At 43.2% G+C, this 21,509-nt stretch carries 22 protein-coding genes and 1 tRNA gene; 8 read left to right on the top strand and 15 right to left on the bottom strand.

Translation table 11 applies throughout. The annotated features are described in order from the left end of the window. The first annotated feature begins 2 nt into the window (after nucleotides 1-2). Both MD536_RS01070 and MD536_RS01065 read left to right on the top strand, forming a co-directional pair. The gene (locus MD536_RS01070; RefSeq protein WP_239594882.1) at nucleotides 3-284 is read left to right on the top strand and encodes a hypothetical protein; all 282 of its coding nucleotides are present in this window, start codon (nucleotides 3-5) and stop codon (nucleotides 282-284) included. Nucleotides 285-288: 4 nt separating this feature from the next. Further along, complete coding sequence (locus MD536_RS01065) at nucleotides 289-1,050, top strand: endonuclease/exonuclease/phosphatase family protein (protein ID WP_239594881.1); 762 nt, start codon at nucleotides 289-291, stop codon at nucleotides 1,048-1,050. On the opposite strand, the gene MD536_RS01060 is transcribed toward MD536_RS01065, so the two are convergent. The 6 genes from MD536_RS01060 to MD536_RS01035 all read right to left on the bottom strand — a co-directional run bounded on the left by MD536_RS01060 (nucleotide 1,041) and on the right by MD536_RS01035 (nucleotide 8,993). Continuing rightward, the gene (locus MD536_RS01060; RefSeq protein WP_239594879.1) at nucleotides 1,041-1,502 is read right to left on the bottom strand and encodes a GyrI-like domain-containing protein; all 462 of its coding nucleotides are present in this window, start codon (nucleotides 1,500-1,502) and stop codon (nucleotides 1,041-1,043) included. The two genes, MD536_RS01065 and MD536_RS01060, sit on opposite strands and share 10 nt — an antisense overlap. Before the next feature lie 15 nt (nucleotides 1,503-1,517). Beyond that, entirely contained in the window at nucleotides 1,518-2,669 is a 1,152-nt protein-coding gene (locus MD536_RS01055; RefSeq protein WP_239594877.1) for a PepSY-associated TM helix domain-containing protein, read from the bottom strand. A 17-nt stretch (nucleotides 2,670-2,686) separates the two neighbouring features. Beyond that, a complete protein-coding gene (locus MD536_RS01050; RefSeq protein ID WP_239594875.1) occupies nucleotides 2,687-5,035 on the bottom strand; it encodes a TonB-dependent receptor in 2,349 nt (782 codons plus the stop codon). A gap of 111 nt (nucleotides 5,036-5,146) precedes the next feature. After that, nucleotides 5,147-5,836 (bottom strand): (d)CMP kinase, encoded by a 690-nt coding sequence (gene cmk, locus MD536_RS01045; protein ID WP_239594873.1) that lies wholly within the window; start codon nucleotides 5,834-5,836, stop codon nucleotides 5,147-5,149. Nucleotides 5,837-5,901: 65 nt separating this feature from the next. Then, nucleotides 5,902-6,396: a DUF1648 domain-containing protein gene (locus tag MD536_RS01040; RefSeq protein WP_239594871.1), complete on the bottom strand. Its 495-nt coding sequence runs from the start codon at nucleotides 6,394-6,396 to the stop codon at nucleotides 5,902-5,904. Between the two features lie 65 nt (nucleotides 6,397-6,461). Further along, complete coding sequence (locus MD536_RS01035) at nucleotides 6,462-8,993, bottom strand: ATP-dependent Clp protease ATP-binding subunit (RefSeq protein WP_239594869.1); 2,532 nt, start codon at nucleotides 8,991-8,993, stop codon at nucleotides 6,462-6,464. Between the two features lie 106 nt (nucleotides 8,994-9,099). On the opposite strand from MD536_RS01035, the gene MD536_RS01030 reads away from it, so the two are divergent. Together MD536_RS01030 and MD536_RS01025 are read left to right on the top strand one after the other, a co-directional pair. Continuing rightward, complete coding sequence (locus tag MD536_RS01030) at nucleotides 9,100-9,495, top strand: STAS domain-containing protein (protein WP_239594867.1); 396 nt, start codon at nucleotides 9,100-9,102, stop codon at nucleotides 9,493-9,495. 6 nt (nucleotides 9,496-9,501) lie between these two features. Beyond that, a complete protein-coding gene (locus MD536_RS01025) occupies nucleotides 9,502-10,413 on the top strand; it encodes a ribonuclease Z (protein ID WP_239594865.1) in 912 nt (303 codons plus the stop codon). Nucleotides 10,414-10,520: 107 nt separating this feature from the next. Here the strand turns inward: MD536_RS01025 and MD536_RS01020 are convergent, their stop codons facing one another. The 3 genes from MD536_RS01020 to MD536_RS01010 are packed head-to-tail and all read right to left on the bottom strand — an operon-like array spanning nucleotide 10,521 to nucleotide 13,236. Further along, nucleotides 10,521-11,336: an alpha/beta hydrolase gene (locus MD536_RS01020; protein WP_239594862.1), complete on the bottom strand. Its 816-nt coding sequence runs from the start codon at nucleotides 11,334-11,336 to the stop codon at nucleotides 10,521-10,523. Next, nucleotides 11,336-12,223, bottom strand: a complete 888-nt coding sequence (dapA, locus tag MD536_RS01015; RefSeq protein ID WP_239594860.1) for a 4-hydroxy-tetrahydrodipicolinate synthase — start codon at nucleotides 12,221-12,223, stop codon at nucleotides 11,336-11,338. Before dapA ends, MD536_RS01020 begins: the two co-directional genes overlap by 1 nt. A 35-nt stretch (nucleotides 12,224-12,258) precedes the next feature. Continuing rightward, nucleotides 12,259-13,236 carry an acetyl-CoA carboxylase carboxyltransferase subunit alpha gene (locus MD536_RS01010; RefSeq protein WP_239594858.1) on the bottom strand — a complete coding sequence of 326 codons (978 nt, stop codon included), beginning with the start codon at nucleotides 13,234-13,236 and terminating at the stop codon, nucleotides 12,259-12,261. 137 nt (nucleotides 13,237-13,373) lie between these two features. Here MD536_RS01010 and MD536_RS01005 point away from each other — a divergent pair. The 3 genes from MD536_RS01005 to MD536_RS00995 all read left to right on the top strand — a co-directional run bounded on the left by MD536_RS01005 (nucleotide 13,374) and on the right by MD536_RS00995 (nucleotide 14,108). Further along, nucleotides 13,374-13,447, top strand: a tRNA-Asp gene (locus tag MD536_RS01005). A 72-nt stretch (nucleotides 13,448-13,519) separates the two neighbouring features. After that, entirely contained in the window at nucleotides 13,520-13,750 is a 231-nt protein-coding gene (locus MD536_RS01000; protein ID WP_239594857.1) for a hypothetical protein, read from the top strand. 1 nt (nucleotide 13,751) lies between these two features. After that, nucleotides 13,752-14,108 (top strand): hypothetical protein, encoded by a 357-nt coding sequence (locus tag MD536_RS00995; RefSeq protein ID WP_239594855.1) that lies wholly within the window; start codon nucleotides 13,752-13,754, stop codon nucleotides 14,106-14,108. Here the strand turns inward: MD536_RS00995 and MD536_RS00990 are convergent. The 6 genes from MD536_RS00990 to MD536_RS00965 are packed head-to-tail and all read right to left on the bottom strand — an operon-like array spanning nucleotide 14,105 to nucleotide 20,094. After that, nucleotides 14,105-15,205, bottom strand: a complete 1,101-nt coding sequence (locus MD536_RS00990) for a hypothetical protein (RefSeq protein WP_239594853.1) — start codon at nucleotides 15,203-15,205, stop codon at nucleotides 14,105-14,107. The genes MD536_RS00995 and MD536_RS00990 overlap by 4 nt on opposite strands. Nucleotides 15,206-15,250: 45 nt before the next feature. Further along, nucleotides 15,251-15,964, bottom strand: a complete 714-nt coding sequence (locus MD536_RS00985) for an ABC transporter ATP-binding protein (RefSeq protein ID WP_239594852.1) — start codon at nucleotides 15,962-15,964, stop codon at nucleotides 15,251-15,253. Between the two features lie 10 nt (nucleotides 15,965-15,974). Continuing rightward, the gene (locus tag MD536_RS00980; protein WP_239594850.1) at nucleotides 15,975-17,189 is read right to left on the bottom strand and encodes an ABC transporter permease; all 1,215 of its coding nucleotides are present in this window, start codon (nucleotides 17,187-17,189) and stop codon (nucleotides 15,975-15,977) included. A 6-nt stretch (nucleotides 17,190-17,195) separates the two neighbouring features. Continuing rightward, nucleotides 17,196-18,413, bottom strand: coding sequence for an ABC transporter permease (locus MD536_RS00975; protein ID WP_239594848.1), 1,218 nt, complete (start codon nucleotides 18,411-18,413; stop codon nucleotides 17,196-17,198). Between the two features lie 3 nt (nucleotides 18,414-18,416). Further along, the gene (locus tag MD536_RS00970) at nucleotides 18,417-19,160 is read right to left on the bottom strand and encodes an outer membrane lipoprotein-sorting protein (protein WP_239594846.1); all 744 of its coding nucleotides are present in this window, start codon (nucleotides 19,158-19,160) and stop codon (nucleotides 18,417-18,419) included. Between the two features lie 58 nt (nucleotides 19,161-19,218). Continuing rightward, on the bottom strand, nucleotides 19,219-20,094 hold the full coding sequence (locus MD536_RS00965) for an alpha/beta hydrolase (protein WP_239594844.1): 876 nt from the start codon (nucleotides 20,092-20,094) through the stop codon (nucleotides 19,219-19,221). Nucleotides 20,095-20,231: 137 nt separating this feature from the next. Here MD536_RS00965 and MD536_RS00960 point away from each other — a divergent pair, with 137 nt between their 5' ends. Continuing rightward, nucleotides 20,232-21,506, top strand: coding sequence for a hypothetical protein (locus tag MD536_RS00960; RefSeq protein ID WP_239594842.1), 1,275 nt, complete (start codon nucleotides 20,232-20,234; stop codon nucleotides 21,504-21,506). Nucleotides 21,507-21,509: the final 3 nt, after the last annotated feature.

The raw sequence follows: 21,509 nt of genomic DNA, 5'->3' as shown, positions 1-21,509 counted from the left end.
ACATGGGAATACCAGAATTTCCAAACGGTTTTGATTCCTGGCAAAAAACACATTTTGAGGTAGTAGAAGTATTGTGTTATATCCGTAGCCTGGAAGAAGGAAAACAACCCAAGAGTTTTTCTGAAATGGTCGACCAGTCTGCCACTGATGAAATGTACCAGTTGGCACTCAATCTCACCAACAAATTCGAAGAAGAAACAAAAGGTAGAAAAAGGGAACGCTTTTTATTTGATGAAATCGAAGATTTTGTGTGGAATGAAGTGCGTAATATGCAGCACAAATAAAATCATGGCGTACAAATTGGTACTGCTGTCAATATTTGCAGGACTCAAGGTTGCTGGTCAGCAACCAGGCATCACCGTTATGAGTTATAATATTCATCATGGTGCAGATAAAGAAGAGCGAAATACCCTGGACTCTATTGGTACATTTATTCTGAGCACAAAGGCTCAGCTGGTTGGTTTACAGGAAGTGGACAGTGTGTGCACCCGATCCGGGCAAATCGACCAGATGCAACGACTGGCTGAGATTACCGGGATGCATTTTGCTTTTGTGCGGCATTTTGCTTATCAGGGAGGGGCATATGGACAAGGAATCCTTTCGCGTTATCCAATAAAAAAAGTGGAGAATATCAGGCTTAGTTTATTAAAACCGGATAGCCTGAGGCAATCGCTGGCTTTAATTGTAGTTGAAGTAGCTATTCCGGGTGTAGGCAGGGCGCTTTTTGCCAATGCACATTTTTCATTGGATGCACCTACCCGCTTGAAGCAGGCTGAGGAAGTGTTGCAGTACCTGAAAAAAAGGAAACTGCCAGCCGTTTTTGTGGGAGATCTGAACGCAACCCCTGAACAACCCGAAATTCAATTGCTCTTATCACAATTGACTGCTGCCTCTGGCCTGGATCAACCGAGTTTTCCAACAGAAGCGCCTGTTAAAACGATTGATTATATTTTCTTCAATTCGAGGTTGAAAGGGAAGCCTGTTCAATCGGAAGTTCCTGCGGTGCTGCACTCAGATCATTTACCTGTATTGACGACCATTCAATTCTGAACACCCACAAATATGTTCACTTCTGCATTGGTCATATCAGCTGCTTTCTCATCGTAGACTTCAAAATCCGCGATATAGGTTCTATTTAATGGGCGCTGCCAGATATCCATCCAGGCTTCAAATACAATTCCATTCATTAAATTCCCGGTAACTGATACCTGTTCGTAAATACCTTTTGGAATCTCTATACCGGTCATGCCATGTGGAATAGTATCCAGTTCAGTTACCTGGCATCCTAACAGTGTTGTATAGGGTTTAGTGTGATCGCCCTCGTAATATGTATATACGCAGTAAATTGTATCGTTAATCCGGTTCGGGATTTTTAATAGTATTGCTTCCGACAAAAAACGATTCCAAAGTTCCGGTATATCCGTTCCGGATGCACCTGCAGCATTTGAGGTTCTAACAGTAATACCAATAACTTTCATAGAGGATATGTTGATCTGGCTCATTGTTGAAGTAAATTTTCACAAAACAGGTTGCAAAATTACTTTGCCTAGTGCCACCTGAGATTTAGCTTTCTTTTTTCTTCTGCCTCTCCATAACAGAAATCCAGTTACAGGGAGTGATGCTGCAATCAGACTGCCAAAGAAAGCGAGGAATTTACCAGGTAAACCTAAGATCGCTCCAACATGGATATCATAATTCATACGTACCAGTTTATCAGCCAAACCAGCTTCATCAAAGCCCCCGGCATAAGAACCCGTAGCAGGTAATTCTTCACCACTGTATCGGTCGTAGTGATAATAATCTATTTTGTAGTAAGTGCCAGGCCGGTGATTGACACCCATTTCCAACGGATCAGTTTCTGTAACCGGATAAAACACCGTGATACTTTCTTTTTCACTCATATTGGCTAAATGCGCCGCCCATAACTCGTCAGCCACCTGGTCTGTATTCCCCGGAATTTTTGGATTGGAAACCGGATGCTCATGGGGTGGTCTTTTTTTACCACCAGAGGTCGTATAGTAAGTTGCATCTGCAAACCAATCAAAGGCCCAAACAAGTCCGGTTATTGCGAGGAAAATCCCAATCCAGCTCATGTAAAAACCCAATACATTGTGCAGATCGTAATTCACTCTTCTCCATTTCGCATTCCACTTGATGGAAAAGCGTTGTTTGATAGCAGCCTTGTTTTTTGGCCACCATAATACGATGCCGCTGATCAACATGATTAAAAACACCAATGTCGCTGAACCGACAATAGGCCTGCCGATTGCTGGGGGTAACCACAGATAAAAATGTCCTTTCAATACAATGCGAAAGAAATCTTTTGTCATGTCTTTCACCTTCAGCACTTCCCCGGTATACGGATTCATTGCAACTATGGTATAGGCCACGGTATCATAATAAGCAGCAAAAGCTGCTTTACCCGGACTCCCATATTCCAATCCCACAACAGGACGTCCATCCAGGTGCTTTAGTGCAATAGCTTTTAATTGTGAAGGAGGCAAGTAAGGTTTATCCTGTTTTTCAACAAACTGATAAGACTCCGTAAGGTTTCTGATTTCCTTTTCAAAAGCAAGCAAACAGCCTGTGATACCAAGAAAAACAACCAAAACACCGGATATCAATCCCAGCCAAAGATGCAGTTTACCTATAATTTTTTTGAAGGTCATGACAACTGGATTTCGCATTAAAATTTATACCCAACCGAGAATCGCACATTGGTTCCCGGCTCTGCCTGCCAATAGAAGAAATTGGCATACGGAGCACCGGAATACAGGTATTTGTTCAAAATATTATTTACGACCAGATTAAATCCAATATTCTTGCGCTGGTAAGAAAGGCTTCCATCCATTCTGAAATAATCCGGCAAACTGTTTTCCGTACCATCAAACACAAACCAGGGGGATCTTTTTGCCTGGTATTGATACCCCAGCGACACACCAAATCCGGCTAATTTTCCACGATCCAGGCGGTAGTTCAGCCAGGCGTTTTGAATATGGCGACTTGAACCAGCTACCTGCGTGCCGATGGCTGCTTTATTTGGATGATCTACCACTTTTGCTTCCGTGAAAGCATAGTTGATAATCACATCCAGTCCCTTCAGTAGTTGACCTTTGATATCCACCTCCACCCCTTTTGTTTCCTGCCTCGTTTCTGTATTGAAAAATCCTCCTGCAGGATTAGGTTTGTTTGGATCGGCCGCCAGTACATTATCGCGTTTGATTTGATACACTGTAACTGCAGAGTTCCATTTCCCATTCATCCAGTCTCTCTTAATACCGAGTTCCATATTGGTTCCAGTCACCGGATCAAAAACACGACCGGTTTCATCTACTCCATAGTTTTCCATGAAGGATTGGTCAACTAGTGCATAAGCAGCTGTATTGGCATCGATAGAATAACTCAACCCTACTCTCGGTGTAAACTTGCTGCGTTTAAAATCACCGGAATAAACATCTCCGGTTTTTAATTGTGTGATTCTACCGGCCAGGGTCAACCGCAGTTTATCTTCGAGGAAACCCATTTCATCCTGAACATAAAATCCGGTATACCCATTATAATAACGAACTCCTCTTTCACGGATATCTTTACTGCGATCTACCTGCAGAATGGCGCCCTGTCCGTATACTGGTTTATACACGTTAAACGTAGGAAGTCCCAGCATCGCATATTGATTCCAGTCGTGGAAATACTCTTTATTACTCATATCCAGTCCTACCAGGAACTTATGACTGATTGCACCGGTCTGCTCTTCCCCATTCAGGAATAACTGCCCCATTTTGCTGGTACCCAAAACATCCCAGCTACTCATAGAACGTTGCAATAAGCTATCGTTATTGGGGTCAAATCCAGCCGCCCATAGAGAAGCGCCTTCCTGGTTATAATTGAAATATGCAGCCTGTGCGGTTAATTTCCAGTTCTCATTCAATTTGTGATCAAAGATGGCAAGCAGACTTCTATCCAGCATTCTGGTTGCAGGCATCCTGGATTCCGCCAAGGTCATGGTTCTGGGCTGATCTGCATAACCTCTTTTGGAAAAGAGGTAATTGGAACCAATCAGATTTACTTCCGAGAACTGGTGAGTATATTCCAATGTTACAGAAGTGCGATCATCAATCAGATACTTCAGCACTGGAACGATGCTATAGCGATTATTAAAATCGAACTGGCGATGAGAGCCTTTGAGTTGTCCCATAACATTAATACGATATAACAGTTTGCCATTCTCCGTCAATTTTCCATCTATATCAGCAGTTGCACGATACAGGTCAAAACTTCCCAGGCTCATGGTTACTTCACCTTTGTTACGACCGCTTGGTTTTTTGGTAACTACATTATAGAAACCTGCAGGATCTCCGTTTGATAACATGAAACCAGCCGGACCTTTTACAAATTCAATACGTTCCACCATGCTGATATCTTCAGTTAAGGGCCCCCAGGTAGTGGATACATTCATTCCATTTCTGAAAGCTCCAACATTACTACCGCGCATGGTTATACGCGCATAGTTGTCCCAGTGCTCCACTCTTGAGGCCCCACTCACATTACGTGTAACGCCTTCGAGCATATCAAAGATCTGCTGGTCGTTGATGAGTTTGGAAGTAACTACCTGGATATTCTGCGGCGTTTCCAGCAGACTGCTGCCCAGCCTCAGGGAATTGGAAACCCGGTTGGTTTTAAAACTGTTTTTATTCCCAATAACCACCACTTCATTCAATTCGCGGTTGGAAAGATTGAGTTGGATGTCTTCTGTTTTGGTTTCCCCGGCAGCTAGCTCAATTGTGCGGGTAATATCTTCATAGCTAACAAGGCTTACCAGAAGGGTATATTCTCCAGCCTCGAGACCTGAAAAGTTATAATTTCCTCCGTTGTCCGCAAGCACTGTACGGTTGATGGGTTGTAAAACCACCGTCACACCTTCGCCGGGCTTTTTATCTGCTGTGGTGATTTTCCCTTTTAAAATTGCCGTGCCGTTTTGGGCGATTGAACCCAAAACACTGAAAGTCAATACTATTACCAATACTATTTGCCTCATCTTCGTCCTTATATTTTATAAGGCGCAAATTTATCCTGCAGAATACGCGCTTGTTTACGCGATGAGGAAATGCATTTACGAGATCGGGAAAAGTTGCAGGAAGCCAGGAAATCAGGCAGGCAGGCGTTCCTTTACCCAGTTGAGTGCGATGGCTAATTGCTCCGGCATGGTTAGTTTGGAATTATCCAGCACCAGGGCATCTTCAGCCTGGCGAAGCGGACTGACTTCGCGATTGCTATCAATATAATCACGCATCTCCAGGTTGTTTTTTACTTCCTCTATGGTAACATTCGGATTCTTCTCATACAACTCTTTAAACCGGCGTTCTACCCGAACCGCATTGTCGGCCGTCATGAAGATTTTTAATTCGGCATTTGGAAATACCACCGTTCCAATATCCCTGCCATCCATTACAATGCCTTTCTTCTTACCCATTGACTGCTGCTGTTTCACAGCAAACTCACGTACCTCGCGGATAGCAGCAATCTCACTAACTTTTTCAGCTACTACAAGATCCCGGATTACATATTCCACATTTTCATCATTCAGAAAAATCTCTGATTGCTGACTATGGTCATTGTACCGAAAATCGAGCTGGATGTTAGTTAGTGCTTCCTTTACTTCTTCTGTGTTTGGCCAGTCGATATGGTTACGTAAAAAATATAAGGTGATAGCACGGTACATGGCACCGCTATCAATATAAACATAGTTTAGTTCTTTCGCCAGTTGTTTGGCAACGGTACTCTTGCCACAACTGCTCCATCCGTCAATGGTGATGATGATTTTCTTTTTGACAGCCATGGAGCGAAGATAAGGTGAAAGGTGAAAGGTGAGAAGTGAGAGGGTGAAAAGTGAAAGGTGAAAGATCAGGGTTTCCTTTTTTTATCGAGGGCCATTTCGACGAAGGGGTAGATGACGAGGATGCCGGCGAGGATAAAGACCCAATAAAAATGGCTGGGGGATTGACCGGTTTTAGCGGACTGAATGAGCAACGTTTCAATTACCAAAAATAATATAGCCGTAAGGAATGCAATCACTTTTAATAAGCGCGCTTCGGTCATGGGTTGCAATGGAACAGAATATACCGTTGTAGATAGGTTATTAAACTTAGATTTCAAAGGTCCCACCATTAACAGAATCAACAAGGAAAAAGTAGCAACTGCAGGCAATAGGAATAAAGTTGCACGGGAACTGTATCCATCAACTTCTCCCCTGGCATTGAAATGAGAAGGAATGGTAGCCGGCAGAGAAGGATACGTAACAATGGCAAGTATCCAGTTGGCCAGCAGCAGCAGGAGACAACCCACAGTTAATACTTTGAAATAAAATGGCTTTTCTTCTTTTTTCAGGTGCTTGGTCATGTTCCTTAAAATACAAAAAAAGGCTACCATTTCGGGTAGCCTTGTATTAGAATTTACTTAGAATCTTAGGATGCTGATTTCTCTTTTTTAGGAGCAGATTCGCTCAGGGTAAAGAAGATTTTATTATTCTCCTTATCCAGGTCAGCGATCAACACATCACCCTGTTTGATAGTCATATTGAGTATCTCCTCTGCCAATGGATCTTCCAGGTATTTCTGTAATGCCCGGTGGAGAGGTCTCGCACCAAACTGAATATCATATCCTTTTATAGCGATGAAGTTTTTTGCTTCTTCTGTCAACTCGAGTGTGAAGCCGAGGTTGTTCAGTCGCTTGAGCACACCTTTCAACAGGATATCAATGATTTGGAAAATATGTTCTTTTTCAAGTGAATTAAAAATGATCACATCATCAATACGGTTTAAAAACTCAGGTGAAAAGGTCCGCTTCAGCGCTTTCTCAATCACTGCCTTGTTGTTTTCCTCCGAACTGGCAGATCGGGCGGCTGTTGCAAACCCAACTCCATCACCAAAATCTTTCAACTGGCGAACACCAATATTGGAGGTCATAATGATCATACAGTTTTTGAAATCTACCTTTCGGCCGAGTCCGTCTGTCAGCTGGCCATCATCCAGCACCTGCAGCAGGATATTGTAAATATCCGGGTGTGCTTTTTCAATTTCATCCAGCAGGATTACGGAATACGGCTTACGACGTACTTTTTCTGTTAGCTGTCCGCCTTCTTCATAACCTACATAACCCGGAGGTGCTCCAATCAGACGGCTAATGGTGAATTTTTCCATGTATTCACTCATATCAATACGGATCAGCGCATCTTCACTGTCAAACATGTAGCGGGCAAGAGAACGTGCGAGTTCTGTTTTACCAACACCGGTTGGTCCCAGGAAGATAAAAGTACCCACTGGTTTCTTGGGATCTTTCAATCCTACCCGGTTCCGCTGGATGGCTTTCACTACTTTCTGAATGGCTTCATCCTGACCGATAACCATACCCCGCATATCATCCGACATTTTCTTCAGCTTCTCACTTTCTGCCTGCACCATACGCTTCACGGGAATGCCGGTCATCATGCTCACCACTTCAGCAATATCTTCTTCGCTAATGGGATAACGTTTGTGTTTGCTTTCTTCTTCCCACTGCGCCTTGGCTCTTTCGAGTTCTTCCTGCAAGCGTTTTTCGGTATCCCGAAGGGAAGCAGCTTCTTCAAACTTCTGGCTTTTTACGACCCGGTTCTTTTCATTCTTCACATCTTCAATCTTCCGTTCCAGTTCCAGGATCTCTTCCGGCACATTGATATTTTTCAAGTGTACTCTTGCTCCTACTTCATCCAATACGTCGATGGCTTTGTCTGGCAGCAGGCGATCTGTCATATACCGATCACTCAGCTTCACACAGGCATCAATCGCATCATCCGAATAATTCACATTGTGATATTCTTCGTATTTGGATTTGATATTGTTAAGGATCATGATGGTTTCATCCACACTTGGAGGATCAACCATTACTTTCTGGAATCGACGATCAAGTGCACCATCTTTTTCGATATACATTCTGTATTCATCCAGCGTAGATGCACCAATGCACTGCAATTCACCACGTGCGAGGGCTGGCTTGAAGATGTTGGAAGCATCCAGTGAGCCACTTGCTCCACCCGCACCAACGATGGTATGAATCTCATCGATAAAGAGAATCACATCGCGGTTTTTCTCCAGCTCATTCATGATGGCTTTCATGCGCTCTTCAAACTGTCCGCGGTACTTGGTACCTGCAACCAGTGCAGCAAGATCGAGCGAAATCACGCGTTTATCAAACAGCACACGAGATACTTTTCGCTGTACAATGCGCAATGCAAGTCCTTCCACGATAGCGGTTTTACCAACACCTGGTTCACCGATGAGGATGGGGTTGTTCTTTTTACGGCGACTCAGAATCTGAGATACTCTTTCGATTTCTTCTTCGCGACCAACGATAGGATCTAAAGAACCGGATTCAGCCAGTCGGGTGATATCGCGACCGAAATTATCCAATACCGGCGTTTTGCTTTTGGTGGCGCCTGCCTGTTTGGATTTTTGCTGGCTGTATTTTTTCTCTTCATCAAAATCATCTTCATTCTCATCCGGATATTCACTTCTCACATCGTTGCTCTTAACAACGCCGAGTTCATTTCGGAATAAATCGTAGTCCACGTCAAACTGATTTAAGATTTGGGTAGCGATATTTTCTTTGTTCTTGAGAATAGAAAGCATGAGGTGTTCTGTTTCAACAGTCGGGCTCTTCAATGCTTTTGCTTCCAAAACAGTAACCCGAATCACTTTCTCTGCCTGCTTGGTGAGAGGCAAACTATTGATATTGGCTATATTCTTTCCTGTTTTATCCTTCACTGCCAGTTCCACTTCCTTTCGCAGTTCATACAGATCCACATTAAAACTCTTCAGAATACGGACAGCGGTGTTGTCACCTTCTCTTATCAGCCCAAGCAGCAAGTGCTCCGTACCGATAAAATCATTACCCAACCTCAACGCCTCCTCCCTGCTGAACGAGATGATCTCCTTTACCTGGGCTGAAAAATTGTTGTCCATTTTATAAGTAGTTGTGTGTTATACAATAATAACGAATATTTTTGAGTTTAGGTTTGCTTCACCGCTATCGAAATAACGTTAAAATCAACACTAAATTTCAGACTATATGCAGGTCAAAATTGATACCAAGGAGAAATTTCATGCCATTACCGTCCTGGAACCAAAATTGACTGCTAATATGACAGCAGAACTGGAGGTAAGTTTGGTTGGATACCTGCAAAATGACGTTAAAAACCTGGTATTGAATCTTAATCCTGTTGAGGCGATAGAACTTCCTATTGCTGAAATTCTGGTCAAGATACAACAAGCCTATTATGAAAACAATGCTTCTTTTGTGATCTGCGAATTACAACCACAGGTGGAAAACTATCTTGATGAGCAGCAATTGCTGGAGATTTTGAGTCCTACTCCTACGGAATCGGAAGCCTGGGATATTGTGCAGATGGAAGAAATTGAACGGGAATTACTGGATGACGGAGAACCTTTATTCAACAACGATTAACCTATGATGGCTGTTACCATTTTGGGCAATAACTCTGCCCTTCCTGCATTTGACCGGCATCCCACAGCGCAGATTGTGACTCTGGATGAACACCTGTTCCTGGTTGATTGTGGGGAAGGGACCCAGATGCAAATGGCCAAATACAAAATCCGCCGCAGCAAGATTCAGCACATTTTCATTTCACACCTGCATGGGGATCATTATTTCGGGCTGATTGGCCTTCTCACCAGCATGGGGTTATTGGGTAGAGAACTGGATTTGCATTTATATGCGCCGGCTGATTTATTGACGATAATCAACCTTCAATTGAAAGTAGCCGATACCTTGTTACCCTATCCGCTGCATTTTCATCCATTGGAATCAGGGGTGTTAGTGGAGAATGATAAATTTCGGGTGACAGCCTTTTCAACCAGCCATCGCATTCCCTGTTGGGGATTTCGGTTCGACCAGGTGAAAGCGCCGCGAAAGGTAAATCCCGAGAAAGCAATCCAGCATGAAGTGCCAGCCATCTTTTATGACCGCCTGAAATGGGGGGAGGATTATCGCACCAAAACAGGAGCAATTGTATTAAATGAATGGGTTACGGACCCTGCTCCTGCTCCTCGTTCCTATGCGTATTCAGCAGATACCTGCTACAATGAAAGTTTGATTGATGCAGTAAAAGGGGTAGATCTGCTTTACCATGAAACAACTTACCTGAAAGACCTGGCCGAGAGAGCTGCAAAGCGATTTCATTGCACCACGCATGAAGCTGCTACTATCGCCAGCAAAGCCAGGGTCGGTCGCCTGTTAATAGGACATTTCAGTTCCAAATACGAAAAGCTCCAGCAATTCGAAGACGAAGCCAGGGAGGTGTTTGAGAATACGCAGCTGGCATTGGAAGGAACGACTTACAGAATTATGAAGTATGAATTGTGAATTAGGAATTGGGGTATGTAGGTCAAGCATTAATGGAGAACATTAGATCACTAGTATTCGCTACTTACAGAAAGACAATTCATAATTCATAATTCTCACTTCCTAATTCATTTTCTTAGGTTAAACCTAAGAAAATGAGGCAGTTCGCTTCTCCAGGCAGCTTCATTATGTTCGCCGATGGGAGAAACGCGCTTAGTGATTTGAGAAGAAGGAACAGCTTTCTGCAGAATGCTGATCATCGCTTCCATATCAGATACCATGGTTTTGGATTCTTTTGCCCCGGCATAGAAATAATAGAATTGATGTTTGTGCCTGCGGGGATGAATGCTTTCTGCAGTGAGTTGTTGCAGATTGGGAGCAATCCAGAAGGAAGGTGACAATACCCCGATTTTTCCAAAGCTTTTGGGATACCAGATGCCTGCATAATAGGATATCAATCCACCCATTGAAGATCCAGCGATGCCGGTATACTTTGCCTGTTTTTTGGTTCGATACCGACGATCAATATAAGGTTTGAGTTCTTTCACCAGGAATTCCAGGTAGGCCCTTCCCTCCCCTTTTCCAAAACGCTCATGATTTTCGGGATTGTATTCATTCATGCGTTTCATCCCGCCATTATCAATGCCAACTACAATCATCGGGAACTTCATCCGGTCCAGTTCTTCATCTACCCCCCACTCACCAGCAAAGGATGTAGCTGCATCAAATAGATTTTGGGCATCGTGCATGTACAGCACCGGGTAATATTTGCCGGAGCTCGCATAGTCGGAGGGCAAATAGATCCAGATCCGGCGTTCCCGACCAAGGGACTTGATCGGGAAGCTCGAATCCATTATCTGAACCTGCGAACTAGCAGTAGAAAACTGGGCATCCGCAACTGAAAAGTACAGGAGTAGCACTAGTGCCAGTCCGGCTCTAAGCATCAGGACAATTGTTTTAAATAAGCTGCCACTTTTTGCTGCAAATCAGCGCTGAGTGGAACAAGTGGCAACCGCAGGGTATTAGTGATCAATCCCTGCTCCGCCAAAAAGGCTTTCACGCCAGCAGGATTGTTTTCCGCAAACAGCAGGTAGTAGGCTTCCAGCAACTGGTCGTTGATGCTTTTTGCTTTGCTAAAATCAAAGGCCAATCCTGCATTCACCATCTCAGTAAACTTTTTTGGAAGAGTGTTTGCGATCACACTGATCACACCATCCATTCCAAGGGAAAGTTGAGGCATTACGAGATCGTCATCTCCACTGCAAACCAGGAAATGATCCGGACGATTTTTCAAGATATGCATGCACTGTGGCAGGTTGTTCGCGGCTTCTTTGATACCTGCAATATTGGGAACTTCATGCGCCAGGCGAAGCGTGGTGGAGGCTTCCATATTGCGACCCGTTCTTCCAGGAACATTGTACAGGATCACCGGCTTGGGAGATGCTGCCGCCAGCACTTTATAGTGTTGGAAAATTCCTTCCTGGGAAGGTTTGTTGTAATAAGGGCAGGCACTCAGAACGGCAGCTGCTTTTTCAAGCGGTAAGCTGGCGAGGTCTTTCACGAGTTCCTGTGTGTTGTTACCACCTACTCCTACTACTATAGGAGCGCGACCGGCAACTTTCTCATACGTGAAGAGGATGATTTCCTTTTTTTCTTCCTTGCTGAGCGTGGGCGTTTCCCCGGTAGTGCCCAGGGTTACAATATAATTCACACCATTACCTAACTGATAATTGATCAGGTTTTCAAGTGCTGTATAGTCGACTTCACCGGTAGCTGTAAAAGGAGTTACGATAGCTACACCGGTACCACGGAGAGATTGTCTAAGATTCATTTTTAAAAAGTAAAAAGTTGATTGATGAGGAATAATTAAACCGGCAATTCATCCCAGAAGCCCATTTTACTGTACTTCTCGATGCGCAAACGCACCCGCTCTTCTGCGGGCACCTGTTTAATATCCTTCAAGGTTTCAATCAGCACTTTTTTAAGATTGGCCGCGGCCTCATTATAATCCCAGTGAGCACCGCCTATAGGTTCTGGTACGATGCCATCTACCAGGCCAAAGCTGACCATATGATCTGGAGTAAGTTTCAGTTCCTCTGCTGCTTTTTCCTTTTGCGCCCAGCTTCTCCAAAGAATGGAGGAACAGTTTTCCGGAGAGATAACAGTGTACCAGGAGTTCTGCAACATGAACACTCGATCACCTACTCCTATTCCGAGGGCTCCACCTGATGCACCTTCACCAATAACTACGCAGATCACAGGAACTTTGAGACGCATCATTTCATAGATATTACGTGCGATGGCTTCTCCCTGTCCGCGTTCTTCAGCTTCCAGTCCGGGATACGCACCTGGGGTATCTATGAGTGTAACAATTGGTTTATTGAATTTTTCGGCGAGGCGCATGAGTCTAAGTGCTTTGCGATAGCCCTCAGGGTTGGCCATACCGAAATTCCGGAGCTGGCGCATTTTGGTATTGATCCCTTTTTGTTGACCTATAAACATTACGGTTTCACCATCCAGTTGGGCAAATCCGCCAACCATGGCTTTGTCATCCTTTACATTTCGATCACCATGAAGCTCCACGAAATTGGTGGTCATCTTCTGGATATACTTCAGGGTATACGGACGGTCAGGGTGCCTGCTGAGCTGAACCTTTTGCCAGCTGGTCAGGTTTTCAGTGATCTGCCGGCGGGTTTCCAGCACCTGATCTTCCAGTTTCTTTATGTAATCGGAATTATCAATTTTCGTTTTTTCGGATGAAATCTTTTGCTTCTCGATTTCATCAAAAAGGTCTTTAATAGGTTTTTCAAAATCTAAAAACTGTCGGTTTTTATTCTCTGGCATACTATCAGTTGTGGTGTAAAATTAAGGGTTGAAAAATTTTTAGGAAAAGTTTTGTTTTGAATTGGGAAATCCCTTTATCTTTGCCATCCCAATTTGAAACAACGGGATCTAAATCGCAGAGTTTCAGGTTGTTGGAAGGATCGGTAGTTCAGTTGGTTAGAATGCCGCCCTGTCACGGCGGAGGTCGCGGGTTCGAGTCCCGTCCGGTCCGCAAAAAGCACCTCAAATGAGGTGCTTTTTCGTTTTGAGTTGATGGGTCGGCTGATAGTGGTAAGTTTGACTCATGGATCAAATGCCAATACCGGACAAGGACGAAAGCTTCCTGGAAGAAATAAAATCGGGCATCCGGAAATTGTTAAATAAGGCCGTAACCTGGATGAAGCCTGATAAAGAACAACCCATCCTGGTTCAGATACTGGTATTTATAATCAAGCTGCCTGTTCTGCTGCTTATGTTATTGCTTTCACCGGTGGTTCTGGTAATCTTATTCTTTGTTTTTATAGCTGCTTTTTGAAATGCAAAAAGAGTCTGTTCTATTCGGCAGCTGTCTGTTCATTTTTATCCTGCACCAGATATTGGAAAATTGTTTCCATGTACCGGTTAAAATGGTGGATAATTATGCAGATCCCCTGGTATGTATGCCCATCATCCTGCAACTGGTTGTATGGGAGCGCAGGTTGCTACTTAAGGATGCTTACTACCGTTTACCACTACTTCATATTATCGGATATTTTATACTGACTTCCTTGATAGCGGAATTACTTTTTCCGAAACTAAGCAACCGTTTCACAGCTGATAGCCTGGATGTTGTTTGTTATGCTATCGGCAGTTTTGTGTTTATTGCAATAAATTCCTATAAAAGGAGCCATTAAAAACTCCACTTCGCCCGTAGAAAACCAATATGCGAGAGGGCCTCAAAGCCACTGGAGGATGCAAAAAAAGATTGCCAGACAAAATCCAGATCGAGGTTGGTTTGCACATTGTACCGAAGCGTGGGAAACAGAATCAGCAGATTGGTACCGGGCGCATACACCACACTCATACTTCCACTTAAAATTGGCGTAATTTCTTTCGAGGTATTGACCAGGAAATTCCATTTGGTGGGCATCAGGTTGCGGGGAGATACCTGAAATACCAATGTGTTCAGGCTATCAAGGGGGCTATCCCAGCCTTTATCGTTGAATAAAAAAGTGGTTGATACATACCAGCCATTTTTAAACATATAATCTCCTTCCAGCACTACCAGTAAATTGGAAAGTCCGTCTTTCTTACTGCCATGAAACTGTGCCTCTCCTTTAAAACCGGCTTCTTTGATATTACCCGCCCATCCAAGTCCGGCTGTAAAATTTCCCTGGTAAAATCCGGAATTGGCCTGCAAATCGTATTGCCGGTAGTTGGTAAAATAATTGGCGGCTATTATGGGTTTATTTCGGGTACCCGCTACCGCGAGTTCAAGGTGGGACAACTCATTGAGGAGGTATTGTGTTTTAATAGCATCGCTACCCGGACGTTCTTCGTAATCAAAATCAAGGAAGTTGTAACTGTTAAAAATATCATTGGGCGACCAGGTATTGGTTATGCCCCAATTGATGCGTTGCCTGCCAGCCCTTACATTCCATTTTGGCTTTTTAAATTCGATCCAACATCGCTCCAGGTTGGAATGTAGGATAGCAGACCGGGTATCGAGCCAGTTTACAGAAAGATTTACTGCCTCACTCTGGTTGCGTAGCTGCTCTTTAAAGCCTGGTTGTTCCCGAACATCCCCACCCCAGTACAAGCGGTTTCTGATTTCGAGTCGCCCTGCCCATTGTTCTGCTTTATTCCATTTCAGGTTGATTCGGTTGTGAACAAGATTGGTAGCAACAGGTTTGGAAAAATCTTTATTCAAGCGGATCCATTGCAAATCTTTGAGATATCCATTAAACGCCCAGACTGATTTATGAGAGGCAGTATCCTGTGCCAACAGCATAGACGGCAATACTAAACATGTTATGAGCAATTGATGTTTCATATCCTATCCATGAGGAAACTCAGTTGAAACAGCAGCGGTATCGGAGGCAATCCTTCCATCTACGAGCGTGATCACCCTTCGGGCTCTGTCAATAACCCGCTGGTCGTGTGTAGAAAAAAGAAAAGTCATATACTCTTCGCGATTTAGTTTTTCCATCAGGTCAAGCAGTTTGGAAGCAGCAACAGAATCCAGGTTGGCGGTGGGTTCATCCGCCAAAATGAAACGAGGCCTGGTAGCAAGTGCTCTTGCAACTGCAACCCGTTGTTGCTGGCCGCCTGATAGCTGCGCAGGTCTGACATCCATTTTATCTTCCAGGCCAATTTCTTTAAACAACTGCTGCAATCGGGCTTCGCGTTCTTTCTTTTTGACTCCCTGTAACAACATGATAAACTCCGCATTTTCTTTGGCCTTCAAAACCGGAATAAGATTGAAGGACTGAAAAACAAAACCGATATTATGCAACCTGAAATTAATCAGCTCTGATTGGGAAAGCTTTGTAATATCCACCTCGTTGATGTAAATATTTCCTTCCGTAGGTTTATCCAGGCCGCCAATCATATTCAGGACAGTTGTTTTACCAGATCCAGACGGACCAACAAGCGCGGTAAATTCACCTTCTTCCAAATGGAGATGTACATTGTTGACAGCGTATACCGGAATCGTGTCGGGGTTATACACTTTGCTGATAGTATGCGCATCAATAACGGTTTTAGGCATAGTGGTTCATTTATCGTTTTAATGCTTCCACCGGGTTCAGCCGAAGCGCTTTTATTACAGGTAACAGGCAGGAGAAAACAGCCGTACCAATAACCATCATCAGAATCGGGAAGAGTTTTTCACCAGGGAAAGAAGGATAAATCATGGTGCCGAATCCAAAGCTGGCCAGCATCTCTTCCCCCATACCAGAAAGATCGAGGCCATGTTTTTGGAAATAAAGAATAACCAGCCAGGACAGCATCAAACCAATCGGCGTACCTGCAATAGTGAGGAAAATTGTTTCGGTAAAAACAAGTAAGAAAATCTTGCTTTTGGAAGTACCCAGTGCTACCATCATTCCGATTTCCCTGGTACGTTCCAGCACTGACATCAGCATAGTATTCAGGATACCAAAAGCAAGTGCAATCAATATGATCAACATAATGATATAGGAATATTGATCAACCGTATTAACCATGAGATCGGTTTCCGGCGACAATTCTTTCCAGGATTCAACCAGCAGAGAGGGATTCAGTTGCTGCAATTGCGCACCTGCCTTGGTGAGCATCTCATCGTTTTTTAACAGGATAGAAATCTGATGGAAGGAATCACCGGTAAGCAATAATTCATTCAGGGCTTGCATGGTTAGATATACATTGAATTCATCCAGCGGGGCATTGCCAGACTGATAAATCCCGGCCACCCGGAAGGCCGCAGATACCAGGTTGTCTGTTGTGTCAGAAAATGTCAAAACCAGTTTTGAACCTGGTTTCAATTTCATTTTATCGGCCAGTTTTTTACCAATGAGGATTTCATTTTTCTTTTCAGGATGAAACCCCTCTCCCGTTTGAATCTTTTGCTTTAACTGCGAAGTGGCATATTCCAGTTCAGGCACTACCCCATTGATCTGAACACCCGCGCTGCTGGTGGTAGTCACCAACATACCCTGCACAATGGATCTGGGGGCAGCTATTTTTACTTCGGGAAGGGACCGAACCCTGGTTAGCAGAAGATTGCCATCAGGAAGCACATAAGAAGGGTGGTAATCATTTTTAAATTCCGGATGTTGAATCTGTAGATGGCCCACTTCTGAATCAATTACGGTTCTGATCCTGCTTTTCATCATGCCTTTATACAAGGCAAGAACTCCCATACCGGCAAAAATACCGATGGCAACGGAAAGCATGATTACAATGCTCCTTGCTTTGTTACGCCAGCTATTTCTCCATGCCAGTAAGAAGATCATAGGTAGTTATTTTTTCATGGCAGTTACCGGGTTAAGCCGGATGACTTTATAAACAGGATAAAGTGATAACACAAGTCCGATGATCAAAACAGCCAGTGCCTGGCTCAGAAAAATGGAGGAACTGGTAGAAGTTGGAAAGATGGCTTCGAAACCAAATCGCTCATAAGCTTTAGCTGTTTCACCACCTATTTTGATGGGGTATTTTTTCAGGTAATACACCAGCGGGATGCTGGCAATTAAACCTGCTATACATCCAATTAAAACAGTCAAAACAGACTCCGTTAAAAAGAGTTGAACCAATTTTGATTTTTTCATACCGATGGCAACCAGCATGCCCATTTCAAACTTTCTTTCCAGCATCATCATGAGCAGTGTACTGAAAATGCCAAAAAAGATGAGCAAATACAATACGCCCTGTACCACTTTCATGTTGTTGGAATCGGTCTGGATATGTTGTTTGATATCGGGCAGTAATTCTTCCCAGGTCATCACTTCATATTGATCACCGATTTGTTTGCTAACCTGCATTGCTGTTTGGTTGAGCTCTTTATCTGTATGAAGTGAAACTACATAAGAGGTAATGAGCTGTTGGGCACTAAAAAAATCCTGTGCAACTGGCAGGGGCATGTAGAGTAATTTGTCGTTCAGTTGGGGAGATCCAAACCTGAGTAAACCTTTAACCGGGTATTTTCCTGCTGCAGTTGCTCCATGGTATCCCTGACCAATTAAAACAACGGTATCCTGCAGCGAAATTTTAAGTCGTTTTGCCAATCCCTCCGAAAGCATAACACCGGTATCCCTGTTGTTAAGGAATACGCCAGTAACAAGGCGGGCTCTTAAACCAGTAATCTCATTTTCAAATGCCGGGTCAACTCCAATAATGAGACAACCTTTAGTAAGAGCCTCTGAAGAGGCAAGTGCGAAGCCTTCCAGTCGGGGGGCGATTACCCGGATATTAGTTGCTGATTGTATGGCATCTTTTACCCTGCTATCCTCTTCAAAACTATTATCGAGTAGTTGTTCCTGTTGGTATCCCATTTTATGTACCTGGATATAACCTGTGTAAAAACTCACTACGTTTTTAACCAGGTTTTCAAATACTCCTTGTTTCAAACTTTCTGCGATAGTGGAAAGTAGAACAGCAAAAAAAACAGCAGCCACCGAGATCAGGGTTCTGCTTCGGTTGCGCCACAAATTTTTCCATGCCAGTTTGATAATCCACATCGTTTACTGTGTAAGCTTTTTCATTTTTTCAGTTGTAAAAAAAGCGTCGTCTATCTTGCGGTCATACTGGATTACTTTATAGATCATTATTGTTTTTTGACCGGGTTTATCCATTGGCAGCATTTCAAACCGGGTTGGAATGAGCCGACCATCCATTAGTTTGATGTCGGATGCATTCATGGCATTAACCAGGCTTCCGTCTTCGTCATAAAAACGGGTATGCAATTCCAGGTAATCGGTTTTATCAATACAAACCAATAATTTACCCCAAACAACAGCAGCTTCCGGTTTCGGTATCATTTGAATGAGGTAACAACTGTGTTTATCAATGACCGTATCTCCCACTATACTGTGGTTGTAATCCTCCACTATGGAAGATTCCTTAACCAGGTCGTCGTTGGTAAAATCGGTACCCATCCACGACTGGCTCATCATGGAAGGGGGCAGTTTGATGATTTTTTCAAGGGCAGGCAGCCAGTTCCAGACTTCTTTTTTTCTTTTTAGGAAAACAATGCCTTTGTCTTTAACAGGTGACAGAACCAGGATCATAGCTAAATCCCTGCCCTTCACCCAGGTTGAAACGGTCATTTCGCGCGACCAGCTGGGCCGGATGGTTTGAATGGTGATCTGAGCCTGGGAAGTAGTACCCCGCATCTTAGCATCTGCTGCCTGAACTATCTCCTTAGCAGTTTGACCGTAAAAACTAAGATGGCTCAAACAGCCTAGTAGCAACAAAAATAACTTCATAACCAATCCATCTTTCTGGAAAACTACTTTCTATATTACTATTTGGCTATGATGCCGGTCAGCCTGGCCTATGATTATTGGGTGTTTTTTTAATAAGCTCCAGTATTTGTTGCAGTGCTTTTTTCGATTCGGGGAAATTCAGAAACATCCAGGCATGTGGCATTTCTTCGTATTCAAAGAAGTTGTATTCAATTCCCAGGGAATCTAATTGAGTCTTCAGTTTTCTGGCATCTGCCAGGAGAATATCATTGGTGCCTATAAATACTGAAATGGTTGCCAATCCCTCAAAAGATCCATAAACCGGACTAAGCAGGTAATGATCCGGAGGTGTATCTCCGGCATATTGCTTTCCGACGGTCCTAAGCCCTTCAATACCTAAAAAAGGTTCAACACCCTTATATTCATTGAGTTGCGGATTGCTTAGCGTTATATCTAACCAGGGTGAAAGCAAAATGATCTGATCAGGTTGGGGAATGCGGTCTATTTGAAGTTTTTGTGCAATTGCCAGCGCAAACCCGCCACCTGCAGAATCACCCATTAATATCAAGTCATTTGGGGTATGCGTATGGAGCAGTTTATTGTAAATCCATTCTGCCATTGCAAAGGATTCCTTGTAGGTATATGCCGGAGCCAATGGATAATCGGGAGCTGTGATGGTACAGCCTGTTTTTTCTACCAGCCGTGCCAGAAATTTCCAATGAAAAGAAAGGAAACCGCTGATATAGGCACCACCATGAAAATAAAGAATATGTCTGCCAGAGGCTTTTGCGTACTTTGGACTTAATTCAAATACATTTCGATTGTTAACCTGGTATTGCCGGATACTGCAAATTTCCAGCAATGACTCCGGCGGGTGAGACCGGTTGAATAACTGAAACCTGCCAGAAGCGAATCGTTGACTGAGAAACTTTTTCCTGCCAACCATTCTTAGCATAAAATTGAATAATTTACTTTCGGTACTTGCCACCTGATTTGTTTGATTGTTATCCTAATTGCTCCGTAAGGTACCTACTATAATCAGGTATCTGTCCCGATGAACTGTTAATCAACTGCCCTCACAAATAATAAGAAATGCAGGACTTTACCGATTTTTGGTTAAGGCTTGACAATGCAGCCAAAATATATCCGGCAGTAAAAAGCCAGGAATTAACCGCTGTTTTCAGGATATCTGTTGATCTGAAGGAGAGGGTGAAAGCAAAACAATTCATTGAAGCCATTCAAAGCCTGGAGAATCGGTTTCCGTATTATAAAGTTACCCTTAAAGCGGGATTTTTCTGGTATTACCTGGAACCTGCTGATCTTCCTTTTACAGTAATTCCTGATAGTGATACACCCTGTCGCGCATTTGAAAAACAGGAGCTCTTATTCAGAATATTGGTAAAGGCTAATCGGATTAGCGTAGAATTCTCGCATATTCTTACGGATGGAACTGGCGCATTGGAGTTTCTAAAAACCTTGTTATTTCTCTACCTCGAAAAGACGGGGGTTCAGCTTCCGCAGGAATTGCCCTTTCACCAACCGAAGGATCTTCCGAAGGAAGAGGAGTATGAAGATGCCTATAATCGTTATTTCAAAAAAATTGATAGTATAAATCAAAGGCAGCCAAATGCATTTCATCTTCCCTTCAGGTTAAATGATCGGCCCCGACTTAAAATATTGACAGCAGAGCTATCTGTAAAAAGTATTGCTGCAAATGCAAAAAAGTATGAAGTAAGTATAACAGACTACCTGGTAGCCGTTTATCTACATTCTATGCAAGAACTATTTGAAGAACAATCTGCGTTAAAAAAACATCGCTCAAATAAGATAATTCGTATTGAAGTTCCGGTAAATCTGCGCAGGATTTTCCCATCCCGTACCATGAGAAACTTTTCACTCTATGTGATGCCAGGCATAGATCTGCACCTTGGGCATTATAGTTTTGAAGAAATAGTGAAAATTGTTTTTCACCAGGTTCGATTAGAAACGGATAGGAAACTAATCAGTAAAATGATATCGAGAAATGTAAGCGGAGAAAAAAATCCCATTGTAAGAACCCTTCCCTTATTTATTAAATCACTTTTTCTATCCATTTTGTATTCCCGGGGAACGAAGCAATATAGTGGTGTGGTTACCAATATGGGGAATATTGATTTAGGCACAGAAATAAATTCCCTGATACAACAATTTATATTTATTCCACCACCTCCAAATGATATCCTAAAAGTGAATTGTGCTGCAGCAGGTTTTAATGGTAAATTGCATTTGACATTTTGCAACATAACGGTATCAAAAGAACTGGAGCGAAAATTTCTTTCATTTTTAACCAATCAGGGAATAGCGGTAAAACTAACCAGGTATACCTAAACT

This window comes from Flavihumibacter cheonanensis, assembly GCF_022352215.1.
GTDB classification, from domain to species: domain Bacteria; phylum Bacteroidota; class Bacteroidia; order Chitinophagales; family Chitinophagaceae; genus Flavihumibacter; species Flavihumibacter cheonanensis.
This window is presented reverse-complemented; position numbering and strand designations above follow the sequence as displayed.

Bases quoted from the DNA above. Each gene is read 5' to 3' on its own strand.
- MD536_RS01070 (WP_239594882.1), top strand. From the start codon at position 3: ATGGGAATACCAGAATTTCCAAACGGTTTTGATTCCTGGCAAAAAACA.
- MD536_RS01065 (WP_239594881.1), top strand. From the start codon at position 289: ATGGCGTACAAATTGGTACTGCTGTCAATATTTGCAGGACTCAAGGTT.
- MD536_RS01060 (WP_239594879.1), bottom strand. From the start codon at position 1,502: ATGAGCCAGATCAACATATCCTCTATGAAAGTTATTGGTATTACTGTT.
- MD536_RS01055 (WP_239594877.1), bottom strand. From the start codon at position 2,669: ATGACCTTCAAAAAAATTATAGGTAAACTGCATCTTTGGCTGGGATTG.
- MD536_RS01050 (WP_239594875.1), bottom strand. From the start codon at position 5,035: ATGAGGCAAATAGTATTGGTAATAGTATTGACTTTCAGTGTTTTGGGT.
- cmk (WP_239594873.1), bottom strand. From the start codon at position 5,836: ATGGCTGTCAAAAAGAAAATCATCATCACCATTGACGGATGGAGCAGT.
- MD536_RS01040 (WP_239594871.1), bottom strand. From the start codon at position 6,396: ATGACCAAGCACCTGAAAAAAGAAGAAAAGCCATTTTATTTCAAAGTA.
- MD536_RS01035 (WP_239594869.1), bottom strand. From the start codon at position 8,993: ATGGACAACAATTTTTCAGCCCAGGTAAAGGAGATCATCTCGTTCAGC.
- MD536_RS01030 (WP_239594867.1), top strand. From the start codon at position 9,100: ATGCAGGTCAAAATTGATACCAAGGAGAAATTTCATGCCATTACCGTC.
- MD536_RS01025 (WP_239594865.1), top strand. From the start codon at position 9,502: ATGGCTGTTACCATTTTGGGCAATAACTCTGCCCTTCCTGCATTTGAC.
- MD536_RS01020 (WP_239594862.1), bottom strand. From the start codon at position 11,336: ATGCTTAGAGCCGGACTGGCACTAGTGCTACTCCTGTACTTTTCAGTT.
- dapA (WP_239594860.1), bottom strand. From the start codon at position 12,223: ATGAATCTTAGACAATCTCTCCGTGGTACCGGTGTAGCTATCGTAACT.
- MD536_RS01010 (WP_239594858.1), bottom strand. From the start codon at position 13,236: ATGCCAGAGAATAAAAACCGACAGTTTTTAGATTTTGAAAAACCTATT.
- MD536_RS01000 (WP_239594857.1), top strand. From the start codon at position 13,520: ATGGATCAAATGCCAATACCGGACAAGGACGAAAGCTTCCTGGAAGAA.
- MD536_RS00995 (WP_239594855.1), top strand. From the start codon at position 13,752: ATGCAAAAAGAGTCTGTTCTATTCGGCAGCTGTCTGTTCATTTTTATC.
- MD536_RS00990 (WP_239594853.1), bottom strand. From the start codon at position 15,205: ATGCTGTTGGCACAGGATACTGCCTCTCATAAATCAGTCTGGGCGTTT.
- MD536_RS00985 (WP_239594852.1), bottom strand. From the start codon at position 15,964: ATGCCTAAAACCGTTATTGATGCGCATACTATCAGCAAAGTGTATAAC.
- MD536_RS00980 (WP_239594850.1), bottom strand. From the start codon at position 17,189: ATGATCTTCTTACTGGCATGGAGAAATAGCTGGCGTAACAAAGCAAGG.
- MD536_RS00975 (WP_239594848.1), bottom strand. From the start codon at position 18,413: ATGTGGATTATCAAACTGGCATGGAAAAATTTGTGGCGCAACCGAAGC.
- MD536_RS00970 (WP_239594846.1), bottom strand. From the start codon at position 19,160: ATGAAGTTATTTTTGTTGCTACTAGGCTGTTTGAGCCATCTTAGTTTT.
- MD536_RS00965 (WP_239594844.1), bottom strand. From the start codon at position 20,094: ATGCTAAGAATGGTTGGCAGGAAAAAGTTTCTCAGTCAACGATTCGCT.
- MD536_RS00960 (WP_239594842.1), top strand. From the start codon at position 20,232: ATGCAGGACTTTACCGATTTTTGGTTAAGGCTTGACAATGCAGCCAAA.